General features: G+C 50.0%; 12 protein-coding genes. 9 read left to right on the top strand and 3 right to left on the bottom strand.

The annotated features are described in order from the left end of the window. The first annotated feature begins 15 nt into the window (after nt 1–15). The 3 genes from B212_RS0112410 to B212_RS31375 all read left to right on the top strand — a co-directional run bounded on the left by B212_RS0112410 (nt 16) and on the right by B212_RS31375 (nt 2,808). A complete protein-coding gene (locus B212_RS0112410) occupies nt 16–792 on the top strand; it encodes an ABC transporter ATP-binding protein (protein WP_019911117.1) in 777 nt (258 codons plus the stop codon). Between the two features lie 62 nt (nt 793–854). After that, nucleotides 855–1,535 carry a response regulator transcription factor gene (locus B212_RS0112405; RefSeq protein WP_019911116.1) on the top strand — a complete coding sequence of 227 codons (681 nt, stop codon included), beginning with the start codon at nt 855–857 and terminating at the stop codon, nt 1,533–1,535. Next, nucleotides 1,522–2,808, top strand: coding sequence for a sensor histidine kinase (locus B212_RS31375; protein ID WP_019911115.1), 1,287 nt, complete (start codon nt 1,522–1,524; stop codon nt 2,806–2,808). The genes B212_RS0112405 and B212_RS31375 overlap by 14 nt, the downstream gene beginning before the upstream one ends. A gap of 18 nt (nt 2,809–2,826) precedes the next feature. Here B212_RS31375 and B212_RS0112395 read toward each other — a convergent pair whose 3' ends face one another. Then, nucleotides 2,827–3,393: a GNAT family N-acetyltransferase gene (locus tag B212_RS0112395; protein WP_019911114.1), complete on the bottom strand. Its 567-nt coding sequence runs from the start codon at nt 3,391–3,393 to the stop codon at nt 2,827–2,829. A gap of 106 nt (nt 3,394–3,499) precedes the next feature. On the opposite strand from B212_RS0112395, the gene B212_RS0112390 reads away from it, so the two are divergent. Then, nucleotides 3,500–4,630: a copper amine oxidase N-terminal domain-containing protein gene (locus B212_RS0112390; RefSeq protein ID WP_019911113.1), complete on the top strand. Its 1,131-nt coding sequence runs from the start codon at nt 3,500–3,502 to the stop codon at nt 4,628–4,630. Nucleotides 4,631–4,775: 145 nt separating this feature from the next. On the opposite strand, the gene B212_RS0112385 is transcribed toward B212_RS0112390, so the two are convergent. Next, nucleotides 4,776–4,979: a TOBE domain-containing protein gene (locus tag B212_RS0112385; RefSeq protein ID WP_019911112.1), complete on the bottom strand. Its 204-nt coding sequence runs from the start codon at nt 4,977–4,979 to the stop codon at nt 4,776–4,778. Between the two features lie 176 nt (nt 4,980–5,155). Between B212_RS0112385 and B212_RS0112380 the strand changes: the two genes are divergently transcribed. From B212_RS0112380 to B212_RS0112360, 5 genes are all read left to right on the top strand, one after another. Continuing rightward, complete coding sequence (locus tag B212_RS0112380; RefSeq protein ID WP_019911111.1) at nt 5,156–7,129, top strand: elongation factor G; 1,974 nt, start codon at nt 5,156–5,158, stop codon at nt 7,127–7,129. A 98-nt stretch (nt 7,130–7,227) separates the two neighbouring features. Then, nucleotides 7,228–7,629, top strand: a complete 402-nt coding sequence (locus B212_RS0112375) for an NUDIX hydrolase (RefSeq protein ID WP_019911110.1) — start codon at nt 7,228–7,230, stop codon at nt 7,627–7,629. Nucleotides 7,630–7,784: 155 nt separating this feature from the next. Next, nucleotides 7,785–8,210 carry a DMT family transporter gene (locus B212_RS0112370; RefSeq protein WP_019911109.1) on the top strand — a complete coding sequence of 142 codons (426 nt, stop codon included), beginning with the start codon at nt 7,785–7,787 and terminating at the stop codon, nt 8,208–8,210. Between the two features lie 15 nt (nt 8,211–8,225). Further along, nucleotides 8,226–8,930 (top strand): Crp/Fnr family transcriptional regulator, encoded by a 705-nt coding sequence (locus tag B212_RS0112365; protein ID WP_019911108.1) that lies wholly within the window; start codon nt 8,226–8,228, stop codon nt 8,928–8,930. A gap of 101 nt (nt 8,931–9,031) precedes the next feature. Beyond that, nucleotides 9,032–9,523, top strand: coding sequence for a DMT family transporter (locus B212_RS0112360; protein ID WP_019911107.1), 492 nt, complete (start codon nt 9,032–9,034; stop codon nt 9,521–9,523). An 81-nt stretch (nt 9,524–9,604) separates the two neighbouring features. Here B212_RS0112360 and B212_RS0112355 read toward each other — a convergent pair whose 3' ends face one another. Continuing rightward, nucleotides 9,605–11,569 (bottom strand): serine hydrolase, encoded by a 1,965-nt coding sequence (locus B212_RS0112355; protein ID WP_019911106.1) that lies wholly within the window; start codon nt 11,567–11,569, stop codon nt 9,605–9,607. Nucleotides 11,570–11,897: the final 328 nt, after the last annotated feature.

Here is an 11,897-nt window from a genome sequence, read left to right as displayed (position 1 = left end):
GGGAGGCTGGTTGTAATGACCGCAGTATTAGAGGTTACCAACTTATGCAAAACCTATATTGTAAACAAAGGGCAGAACAATGTGCTGAGAAATGTGAATCTGACGCTCCATGAGGGTGAATTCGTATCCATTATGGGACCGTCCGGGTCAGGAAAATCAACCTTGCTGTATACAGTAAGCGGGATGGACCGTTTAACGGCAGGAGAGGTTATTTTTGATAGGATAAGCATATCCGGGCTGTCGGAGAAAGGGATGGCTGAACTGCGTATGCACAAGATGGGATTCATTTTTCAGCAAATGCACATGCTAGGCAATCTATCGGTTTATGATAATATTATTCTATCGGGCTATGAGGCCTTGAAAAGAAAGGGAGAGAAGCGCAGCCGTATTGACGTTAACCGGTATGCTGACAGTCTCATGCGCAAGCTTGGCATCATTGAAACCGCAGGGCATGATATCACCGAGGTGTCGGGTGGGCAACTGCAGCGGGCCTGTATATGCCGGGCGCTGATTAATAGTCCAAAGATGCTGTTTGCCGATGAGCCGACAGGTGCCTTGAATTCCAAGGCTGCCAAAGAGGTGCTTACAGAGCTGTGCCGGATCAACCGTGAAGGAACAACGATTATGATGGTTACCCATGACGTGAAGGTGGCTGCACAGAGTGACAAGGTGCTCTATATGGTGGATGGCACAATTCATGGTGAATATCCTTTGGGCAAATATGATGAAGGACAAGGAATGAAGGAGCGGGAACAATTCCTAACGAAATGGCTGATGGAGATGGGGTGGTAGGAAGTGAAATGCTCATCGCTTCAGCAGTATCGTCTGATAGAGGGAGCTGGGGGGAGGGCATTATGGCCGACATACTGGTTATTGAAGACAACATGGAGCTTGCTGATTTGATTCGAGATTTCTTGCAGGTGGAAGGGTATTCTGTGTTCACTGCGGTAAGCGGTGAAGAAGGACTGGAATATTTGGCTGGGCACACTGTGAAGATGCTGCTGCTGGATATCATGCTGCCGGAGCTGGATGGCTTCGCCGTCTGCAGAATTGTGAGGGAGCAGCACAATCTGCCGATACTGATCATGAGCGCCCGGCATGGGGATGACAATAAAATCATTGGCCTTGAGCTGGGGGCAGACGATTATCTGGAGAAGCCGTTCTCTGTCAATCTGTTGACAGCTAAGGTCAAAGCGCATCTGCGCCGCAGCTATGATATGAATGACAACAAACAACTGCTGGCCGACGGCGATATTGTGATTAACCGGACTTCCATGCAGGTATATAAAAAAGATCAGCCGCTGGTCCTGACGGCCAAGGAATACGAGCTGCTTGTGCTGCTGTTGAACAACAAGGGCAAAGCACTGCGCAAAGAGTGGCTGTTCGAAAGGGTATGGGGAGTGAACAGCTTCAGCGAGCCTTCTACCCTCACCGTACATGTTAATAAATTGCGCGATAAAATCGAGAACAACCCCAAGGAGCCGAAACGTATCGTTACTGTATGGGGAGTAGGATACAAATATGAGACGGTTTAATGTCCTGATCCTCTGGACCGTATTGATTGGACTAGGGCTGATCGCCGCCTGTACCGCTTATACAGCCTACCTTGGGAATGCCCAGACGGACCGGAGATACCGGACTGAAATCAACCGCATTCTTAAGCAGGTCAGCGAAGGTGTTCACCTGAATGATATTGTGCTGCATCCGGGTAAACCGGGAGCTGTCCGCACACTTGATTGGATTGGCACGAAGGCAGAGCCACTGAGAATCGGGCAATTTTTTGATGGAGCGGGGCTTAAGGACAGAGAGGAGTTCACGGTTAAGCCGGTCTATGTGGGGCAGGTGCTGTCAGGGTATTTACGTTTCTCTTACCTACCTGTTAAAGACACAGCCAAGGTTATTATTTTCGAGAGTCTGATCCTGTTGCTGGCGCTGGGAGGGATTGTCGGACTTCTGCTCTATGTGAAACTGCAGATTATCAAACCGTTTCATACGATTGAAGCATTGCCTTATGAATTATCCAAAGGGCACTTGAATCGGGGCATGAAAGAGAACCAAAGCCGCTTCTTCGGCAAGTTCATTTGGGGGCTCGATCTGCTAAGGGAAACCCTGGAATCCCAGAAGATGACCAATCTGAGCCTGGAAAAAGACCGGCAGACCCTTGTCGCATCGCTGTCACATGAGCTGAAAACACCAGTAGCAGCTATTAAGCTGTATTCCAGCGCACTGGTTGAGGAAATCTATGAGAGCGAAGACAAGCGCAAAGCGTGCGCCAGACTCATCGGGCAGAAAGCCGAGCATATCGAAACCTTGATCGGGGAGATTATTACGGCGTCTGTTTCTTCGCTTCAGAATATCGAAGTTAAGCAGGGGGAGTTCTACCTTGGGGATTGGCTCAAGAGGTTGCTGCCTGCCCACAAGGAACGGCTGCATTTGCTGAAAATCAATTTGGAGGTTGGCGAATTTGCCGAAAAGCTGTTGCTCGGAGACTCTGACAAACTGCTGGAAGTCATGGATAACCTCATCGAAAATGCGATTAAGTACGGGGACGGGGGCTGTATCAGGATCTCTTTTCAGGAAGAGGATATGCGGCAACTGATTGTAGTTGAGAATTCGGGCATTCCGCTCGCGGCAGGTGAGTTGCCCTATATATTCACAAGCTTCTGGCGCGGCTCCAATACTGAAGGCAAGAAGGGAAATGGTCTCGGCCTCTATATTTGCAAGCAGTTGCTGCAGAAAATGGGCGGGGACATATACGCTGAAGCCACCTTGCAGAGCATGCGGTTTGTGCTGGTGCTCAGATATTGATCCGCCCTTACATACAGCCTACCCGCCGCTCTTGCGGAAGGATTTCATATGAAAATTGGTAATGTGTCGGAATAAGGTTTGTCCATCATCCAAGATGGGAAAATTCTCGCGGATTGGCAGCACCATCGCCCGGTAGGGTTCAGGCACCCAAATATATTGATGCACATAATCCGTAGCGGTAAAACCGCAATGCTCCCAGAAATGCACCCGCGCGGCATCCTCTTCTGTTCCGCCAGCTTCAACCTCAATCAGAATGGCCTGGATATGATGCTCGCGCAGGGACCAGTCTCGGATCTGCTCCAGGAGCTGTCTTCCGAGGCCTTGTCCGCGAAGCTCCGCAGCTATAGCCATATAGTCAATAATCAGCAGCCGTTCCCCGGCGGAACCGCTAAGCCCTGTGATTGCCATTGCAGCGAGCCGGCCGTCTTGATATCCGGCATGAAGCCAGGCTATCTTACGGTCCAGCATCGCCTTCAGAATGTTCACCGGCTTGGCGCCGTGCGGGAAGGCTTCCCGGTAGAGCGGTTCAATGGTTGCCCACAGTGCGTCATCCCACTGATCATAAGTCATGAACGTAAGTTTCATGTTCAAATCGCCTCCAGCAACATCATAGCAGATATCTTGAAACTTTTCCCAGGCGGAAGCGTCCAAACTATTAGAACATATTCGTATTCGTAAGGAGAAGCTGCAAATGAAGAAATGGAAGGTATCGCTTGCTGGTGCTGCTGTACTGCTGGTTTTGGGTTCGGGCTCGGCGCTTGCCGCCAAAGAAAGCGCCATCCTGCTGAATGACAAGCAAACTACGCTCGGGAGCAGTCAGATTATAGAGGAGAACAGCACATTAGTTCCTTTAAAAGCTCTAGCGGAGGCAATGGGCTACACATTTTTCTGGAACCAGAAGTCCAAAATTGCAGTGCTGATCCGTCCGGGTCGGGAGGTTCTCTTCACAACAGGCTCCACAGCAGTACAAGTTAACGGCGGAGCCTTGAAGCTTACCAAAACACCACATATTATCAAGGGAACTGTATACGTCCCGCTTGTCTCTGCCGTGAGCGCCATGGGCGGCAAAACCTGGACCGACCGAAGCAGCGGCAACATCATGCTGGTGGACGAACCCCGATTCACCCAGGTATCTATTCAGAACAGAACCTATTGGGTCTCCCAGAATAGCGGAGAACTCTTTCTTAAAGCTGCAACGGATAGCAAGCCGAAGTCTATCGGTACCTTTCCTCTCACCGGATGGCCCTATTCACACTCGCTTCAGATCAAGAATGCAGGAGGAGGCAATGACTTGCTGCTTCTGACCGATAAGCATTATGCCATGTTCAATGATTTTACAAACGAATATCAGGCGCTGATCCGAAACGGAACAATTCTGAAGCAAACAGACTATCACTACAGCATCGTTTCCTATCCGCATGAAGCTGAGCCCGCAACGGAACAGCTATATATGAGAGATGATACAAGCCTCCAGTATATTAATACGGATGGCAGTCTTGGCAAGCCGTTTGATCTAGCGAAGAGTACCGGGAGAACAGGGGATTTCACCGTAGAATATGTGTCCAAAGATGTCGCGCTGATCCGTTATTTGGAACATGCTGAGTTGTTTGCGATTCATACTGTGACCGGAGAAATTACGAACCTTAATGAGAAATTGATTATGCCTGAGGACCGGAAGGAATGGAACACGGCAGACGGAAGAGACACGTTCGTGGTCACGAAAATGCTGGCGTTAAAAAAACGCGAAGGAAACGTAATGACTTTCACGTATGCAACCCTTCCCGAGGGCAAAGTAAAAACAGTTGTCTATACCATCAAGTAGCGGTAAATATACAGTTGCATAAGCTGAAACGGCAACGCCGTACTTGCACGAGAGTGCACCCATATCTCCAAAAAAGACCTAAACCCGGCGTTTGCCGAAGCTCAGGTCTTTTTTGGGCGGCTACCCTGCCGCAGATTCCTGCGGACTAAGCCATCAGCAGTACGGAAGAGGCCTTGATGACTGCCGTAACGCTGGAGCCTTCCTTCAGTTCAAGATCGTGCAGCGCATCCACGGAGATAATGGATGTGATCTGCTGGCCCCCGGTATCAACTACAACCTTAGCGTTGACTTGTCCCTCCTCGATGGAGATCACTTTCCCTTCGAACTGGTTTCTGGCACTGATTTTCATAGACGAATCCTTCCTTTCAGTTATGATAATAACAGGCAGGTTATCTATATTGTCGCTCTTGGATGTTGTAGGCGAAAAGTGCTTAAATGTAATTTGATCATACTAGATATGAATTGGACAGACAAGAATTTCCCATTAATCTCTAAATCTGAAGCAGGAAGGATATACAGCACTTTATGAAAAATATTACGCTTGGTCTGCTCGCACATGTGGATGCGGGAAAAACGACCTTCGCCGAGCAGTTGCTCTATCATTCGGGGGCGATCCGCAGCCGGGGCAGAGTGGACCATCAGGATACATTTTTGGATACCCATGAGATTGAAAAAGCACGGGGGATTACCGTTTTTGCCGACCAGGCGGAATTTCTCTACGGGAATTCCCGTTTTTTTCTGCTGGATACCCCGGGCCATGTCGATTTCTCACCGGAGATGGAACGTGCGCTACAGGTGCTGGATTATGCGGTGGTGATCATCAGCGCGGTCGAAGGGGTCGAAGGACATACGGAGACCGTCTGGCAATTGCTGCGCAGGCACCGGATTCCGACCTTTTTCTTCATTAACAAAATCGACCGGACCGGAGCTGATCCTCAGCGGGTATTTGAAGAAATTCATGATCAGCTTAGCGGAGATGCGTTGATGCTGCCGGAAGCGGAGAAGGCAGGACTGCCTGAAGCGATAAAAGCGTTTATGGCCGAACGCGACGACCACCTGCTTGACGCTTACCTGGAAGGTTCTATGTCCGATTCAGCCTGGCAAGAAGCGATGATCCGAATGATTCGGTCAGGCCAGCTTTTTCCATGCTTGCAAGGCTCGGCACTGCTGGATCTTGGAATAGATAGTTTTCTGCGCCGGCTGGAAGCTTTGACCATAACCGGTTATGACGCTCAGCCGCCGTTTGCCGGACGGGTGTTCAAGGTCCGTCATGACGAGAAGGGAACACGGATTACATATATTAAAGCACTGCAGGGAGTACTCCAAGTGAGGGAGGAGCTGGCGTCTGGCGCGGTTCATGATCCGCTGTGCGAGCGGATTACCGGAATCCGCAAATATAGCGGACTTAAATATGCTTCGGCTGACTGGGCGGCAGCAGGAGAATTGTTTGCGGTCACCGGATTGTCGGCTGCAAGGCCAGGGGAGGGCGTCGGGGCATTGCGGGGCAGCGTTGGCAGTGAGCTTGTTCCGACGCTGAAGTCCAAGGTGCAGTATGAGCCGCCTGTACACCTGAAGGAGGTATTGCATTCTTTTCAATTGCTGGGTGCTGAAGATCCTTCCCTGAATGTAAGCTGGGACGAAGCGGTGCAGGAGCTGCACATCCATGTGATGGGTCAGATTCAACTGGAAATTCTGGAGCAGATAATGCGGGAGCGCTTTGCGGTTCCGGTCACTTTTGGTCCGCCGGAGATTCTATATATGGAGACGATTTCAGCCCCGGTGTATGGCTGCGGACATTTTGAGCCGCTGAAGCATTACGCCGAGGTGCTGCTGAAGCTTGCGCCGGGTGAACGCGGCAGCGGTATCGTATTTTTTAACCAGTGCCATCCTGACGACTTGGCGGCCGGGTATCAGCATCAGATTGAGCAGTATTTGCTGGAGAGCGGGCATCATGGTCTGCTCACCGGCTCTCCGCTTACGGATCTGCGGATTACGCTGCTGAGCGGAAGGGCACATAACAAGCACACACACGGCGGCGATTTCCGCGAAGCGGCGCTGCGGGCATTGCGCCAGGGGCTGGAGCAAGCGGACAATATTGTGCTGGAGCCTATATATGACCTCAAAATCAGGATTGACACCGATGACTTAGGCAAAGTAATGACGGACATTCAGCAGGCCAGCGGCAGCTTCGCACCTCCTGAAATTATCGGCAGCAAAGCGGTCATAACCGGCAAGGCTCCTGTCGCCACCTTCATGAATTATGCAGTTCGTCTTGCTTCGATGACTCAGGGCAAAGGCGCTCTGTCGCTGAAGGTAGCAGAATATCAGCCGTGCCACCAGACGGAGGCAGTCATCCGGCTTAAAAACTACAATAAAAATGCCGATCCGGCCTACACGTCCGCCTCAATTTTTTGCGCCAAGGGACAAGCCTATTCCGTGCCCTGGGATGAAGCGCAGGAACATATGCATATCAAATATGACCTTTTGCCAAATGAATGAGCTGCTGAGCTGAGGACATATGTCCTTCCGAATATGCGGGAAATGGACTTTAATAGTGAGAGCATCGAGCAAGTAATTGAGGAGGATTGAGGTAGGAAATGACAGAGATTATAGATAAAATTGCCTGGATCGCCGTTGCGGAAGGACGGGTGCTTGGCGCACGCTCCAAAGGAAAGGATACTTATTATTTTCCCGGAGGAAAAAGAGAGCCTGGAGAGACAGATACCGAAACACTGGTGCGGGAAGTAAAAGAAGAGCTGTCCGTGGACATCCTGCCGGATACGGTGTCGCTCTTCGGCACATTTGAAGCGGAGGCGCATGGCAAAGCGGAGGGGGTGCGGGTTAAAATGACCTGTTACACCGCTGATTACATCGGAGACTTAACCCCGGAATCGGAAATTGAAGACATTGCCTGGCTTGCCTTTAAGGACCGGGAGCAACTCTCGGCGGTTAGCCGGATCATTTTTGACAGGCTGCATGAGATGAAGCTTTTATGGTAAACCCGCTGAGGCGGGTTTTATCTTTTTTTACGGGATTATCCGCCCTCTTAGGGACAGCGTAGCCGTTTCTGCTCGGGTAAGGACATATGTCCTACCGCAAAATCCGAATATGTCATTTAATTAAAGCAGAGATTAAGATAGAGGAGAGAGAAGTTATGAGAGGGATTATTTTTGCGTTCTTGGGCGGGGCCTGTATTACACTACAGGGGGTGGCCAATGCGCGGATCAGTCAGGACATCGGCACATGGCAAGCGGCCACGGTTACCCAGTTTACCGGGTTCGTAATGGCTCTGATCATTCTGCTGTTCGTTCGGGACGGGAAGAAACAGGGCTTCAAGCAGGTTAATCCGTTATATCTGATCGGCGGCGCGTTTGCCGCATTTGTTATTTTTAGTGAAGTGACGGCGATACAGGGCATCGGTGTTACGCTGACGATTTCCGCGCTGCTGATCGCCCAGCTCTGCCTGACCTTTGTCATTGATATCAACGGCTGGTTCGGTGTGGCGAAGCAGAAGATGCGGCTGCCGCAATTTATCGGGATCGGCATGATGATTGCCGGAGTGGTGATTTTAAAATTCTGATCGCAGGAGCGGACCATGAAAGAAATTCAAGATACAGAGCGGCTTCTGGCCTATCTAAAGGCGTATTCCATCGAACCTGTGTTCAATGAACAGTTGATGGCACATTTGCACCTATGCAGCTTCGCCCAAGGGGAGCATATCTGCTCCAAAGGAGATCCATCCGGGAATCTCTATGTCCTGGTTAAGGGGAAGCTCAAAATCTTCACCACTTCGCCGGAAGGTAAAACGCTGATCATCTCCTTCAAATCACCGCTGGAGCTGATTGGCGATGTTGAATATATTCAGGGAACGGAAATGATCAATACGGTGGAGGCAGTGTCTCCAGTCCATATGCTCTGTATTGAGTACCGCTGGCTGAAAAAATACGGCAAGGATCATCCGCCGCTGCTGCATTTTATGCTGGAGATCATTACACAGAAGTTCTACCGGAAGTCCAATTTTCTCAGCATGAATCTGATGCATCCGGTGGAGGTGCGGCTCGCCAGCTATTTGCTGTCCATTTTCTATGATGAGTCCGATCCTAACTTTACCGGGCAACTGAATACGATCAGCCTGGTCGATACTGCCAATTTCATTGGCACGAGCTACCGGCATTTGAACCGGGTGATTCAAAAGCTAAGCCAGGAAGGCCTGATTGAACGCAGCAATGGACTCATTCTGATAAAAAACAGAGCCGGACTCAGCGAGCTGGCCAGCCGCAATATTTATGAGCCTACGTGAGCGGTAACGCTAACAAAACTAAGCGTATGCTTCCGAAGTGAATTTTGTATGAAGAATCTTCAATGGAGCTATGCTGACAAAATTTTTAAGGAGTGACAAATATGTTAATAGGGATAGTACTGGCGCTTATTGCCGGTTCGCTTGTCAGTCTGCAGAATATTTTTAACAGTAAGGTTAATGAGCATACAGGTTCCTGGTCTACCACCACGCTGGTGTTAGGCATGGGTTTTATCGCTTCGCTGGCGATGGGGCTGATTATGGAAGGGGGGGATATGTTCACGTTGAAGCATATGCAGCCCTGGTATTGGTTCAGCGGAATGATTGGTGTAGGCGTGGTAATCTGTCTGGTGCAAGCCACCAAGCTGCTCAGTCCCACTTATGCAATCTCCGTCGTTCTGACCTCACAGCTCGGATTTGCACTGCTATGGGATTCCCTGGGCTGGCTGGGTCTGACCAAGGTTCCTTTTACGTCTAAACAGTTAATTGGCGTGCTGGTCATCGTCGGCGGAATACTGGTCTTCAAATTAGGCGGCGGGCGTGAACCGCAGGAAGCAACCAAGCCAGCCAAGCAGCAGGCAGTGAATGTGGAGTAAGAGCCTAATCTTTATACAAAAAGACGGATCGGTACCCAAGCGACCGATCCGTCCGAATATAAAAGTCAGTTACCTCTCAATTTATCGAATTGACTTCAGGAGCTGGCTGAGCAATGCCGCGGCTTCTTGCTTGAGCATGATATCTTTGGGCCGATAGTCTACCGGACCTGTTGAAGACGTCTGTACATCGGGACCGAACAACCGCTTTCCGGCGACAAACTGCAGACCTTCAGATGCCCAAGAAGAGTACGGGCCTTTCAAGTCCGATTGCACCGGGGCCGCGCTCAGGACAATTTTGACCAATCGCCAGACAAGGGTTGCCGCTTCTTCACGAGTGATCGGCTGGTCAGGATTGAACGTTCCGTTTGTATATCCGCTAACAATGCCAATTTCGTATGCCGACTGGATATATGCCTCGTATGGATTTCCTTTTGTGTCACCAAAAGAAGAGGGCTTCTGAGAAAGCGGATAAGTGGATAAATGGACGAGCATAGCTACAAATTGGCCGCGGGTGATCGGCTTGCCCGGCTCAAAATGGCCTGGACCTCCTTGGATGGCTCCCGATTGAGCAAGCTCATAAATGTATTGGGCATAAGGATGATCCTCGGGTACGTCTTGGAATTTGGGCAGCTCGGGGGACTTCACCGACCAACTGCCAGGCTTGTTGTATGCAAAGTAAAGGATGTTGCCACTGGCGTCCGTTCTAAATCCTGCGGCAACGCCCTCTTCGTCATAGAAAAGCAAATCGTCCGCTTGCCGCAGAGTATGATTACCCGAAGGGGCCTTGACCATCAATGCGCCGTCCACGGCCGAAATATCATAGCTCCAGGCCGGACTGCGCGCATCGCGGTATTTTCCCTCAAAGCGAAGCAACTGCTGCTTGGTCGGTTCCGGTTGCACAAAAGCCGGGCCTTGTCCCTTGTTCGGGAAGTAACGATTCATGAATTGCTCGAAGAAAGGCGGGCGCAAATTGCCTTTGTCGCTGTTCGAAACGAGAAAGACCCCTGTCTTCTCATCAGGCAACAGCCATATGTTCGAATGGAATCCGGGCAAATCGCCGCCCTTCTCTACGACATTGTATCCGTTGTAATATTGGGTATAGTTAGATTCCAAACCGTAGCCGGCCCCTGGGACTTTAGGGTGAATGGTAACGCTATTATGTTCCATCGCTCGTATAGAAGCCTCGGTCAGAATACGATGGTCACTTGCCGGGTTATCGTTCAGCATGGCCAGAAGAAACTTGGACATATCGGTTCCAGTGGAAAACATACCGCCGGCCGGCTGGTTAACCGGTACATTGACGATTTGCTGGGCCTGCTTAAGCGAGCTGTCATAGGGAGTGGCGATCGCTTTCTTGACTTTATCGGTGAAGATATAATCACTGTTGTTCATGCCGAGAGGCGCAAACAGGTTCTTCTTCATATACTCTTCAAATGGAAGACCGGCCACCTTTTCGATAATGTACCCTTGCAAATCATAGCCGTAATTATTGTAGCTGTACAGTTCGCCAGGCGTTGTGATGACGGTCGGTACGGTCGCCTTGATGTAGTCTCTTAGCGAATATGTTTTTTGAGGATCTTCTGAAGCACCTGCGTCGAAGCCGCCCGTGTGAGTCATAAGATGTTTCAAAGTGAGCGGCGCTCCGGTTTTATTCGGAATTTGAACATCTGGTACATAGGCTTGAACGTCCTTGTCCAGGTCCAGTTTTCCGCTTTCAGCCAACTGCATAATCCCCACAGCAGTAAACAGTTTGGATACGGATGCCACGCGGAAGACGGTATTATCAGGGTCGAACGGTTTGTGGGAGCCGATATCCGCATAGCCATAGCCTTCATTGAGCAGGACTTGCCCGTTTTTTACGACGACGAGAACAGCACCTGCAAGCTGGTCTTTTATTTCTTTTTGCTGAAAAAAAGTTTTCGCGAATGCTTCAATTTCGGCCTTGTTGAGGTTGACAGGGGAAGCATTCTTTTCTGGATCTGCTGCTGCAACAGTCGATGGAACGAGCAGAACGGCAGCGAGAATGAACTGGATCATTTTTTTCATTGTAATTTGTAACTCTCCTTTCATGAATAATGGATTACAGTATGTCGAGAATTAAGTGCATCCTCGTCTTGGCCCCCTTTCCTTGCTAGACCAAGTATAGAAACGAAAACATAAGAAGAGCTTAAGCTAATTATTAATAATATCTTAAGACCGGGGGACTCTAGCAATAAGTGAGATGGGAGATGATGTCTCATGGCTTAATCCAGAAAAAATACCATACAGCATCAGCTCTAAATCTGTGTCTTAGGACAGAGTCTTTGTGGCCCGGAAAGAGAGGGGTTCGTCGTCGTATCCATTCTCCTGATCTTTGCGGACCGTAAAGCCCTTA

The organism is Paenibacillus sp. HW567, assembly GCF_000374185.1.
Taxonomy (GTDB): domain Bacteria; phylum Bacillota; class Bacilli; order Paenibacillales; family Paenibacillaceae; genus Paenibacillus_AQ.
This window is presented reverse-complemented; position numbering and strand designations above follow the sequence as displayed.

Excerpts from the sequence above, each read along its gene's own strand:
- B212_RS0112360 (WP_019911107.1), top strand. The coding sequence starts at position 9,032 with ATGTTAATAGGGATAGTACTGGCGCTTATTGCCGGTTCGCTTGTCAGT.
- B212_RS0112375 (WP_019911110.1), top strand. The coding sequence starts at position 7,228 with ATGACAGAGATTATAGATAAAATTGCCTGGATCGCCGTTGCGGAAGGA.
- B212_RS0112370 (WP_019911109.1), top strand. The coding sequence starts at position 7,785 with ATGAGAGGGATTATTTTTGCGTTCTTGGGCGGGGCCTGTATTACACTA.
- B212_RS0112355 (WP_019911106.1), bottom strand. The coding sequence starts at position 11,569 with ATGAAAAAAATGATCCAGTTCATTCTCGCTGCCGTTCTGCTCGTTCCA.
- B212_RS0112385 (WP_019911112.1), bottom strand. The coding sequence starts at position 4,979 with ATGAAAATCAGTGCCAGAAACCAGTTCGAAGGGAAAGTGATCTCCATC.
- B212_RS0112365 (WP_019911108.1), top strand. The coding sequence starts at position 8,226 with ATGAAAGAAATTCAAGATACAGAGCGGCTTCTGGCCTATCTAAAGGCG.
- B212_RS0112405 (WP_019911116.1), top strand. The coding sequence starts at position 855 with ATGGCCGACATACTGGTTATTGAAGACAACATGGAGCTTGCTGATTTG.
- B212_RS0112410 (WP_019911117.1), top strand. The coding sequence starts at position 16 with ATGACCGCAGTATTAGAGGTTACCAACTTATGCAAAACCTATATTGTA.
- B212_RS31375 (WP_019911115.1), top strand. The coding sequence starts at position 1,522 with ATGAGACGGTTTAATGTCCTGATCCTCTGGACCGTATTGATTGGACTA.
- B212_RS0112380 (WP_019911111.1), top strand. The coding sequence starts at position 5,156 with ATGAAAAATATTACGCTTGGTCTGCTCGCACATGTGGATGCGGGAAAA.
- B212_RS0112395 (WP_019911114.1), bottom strand. The coding sequence starts at position 3,393 with ATGAAACTTACGTTCATGACTTATGATCAGTGGGATGACGCACTGTGG.
- B212_RS0112390 (WP_019911113.1), top strand. The coding sequence starts at position 3,500 with ATGAAGAAATGGAAGGTATCGCTTGCTGGTGCTGCTGTACTGCTGGTT.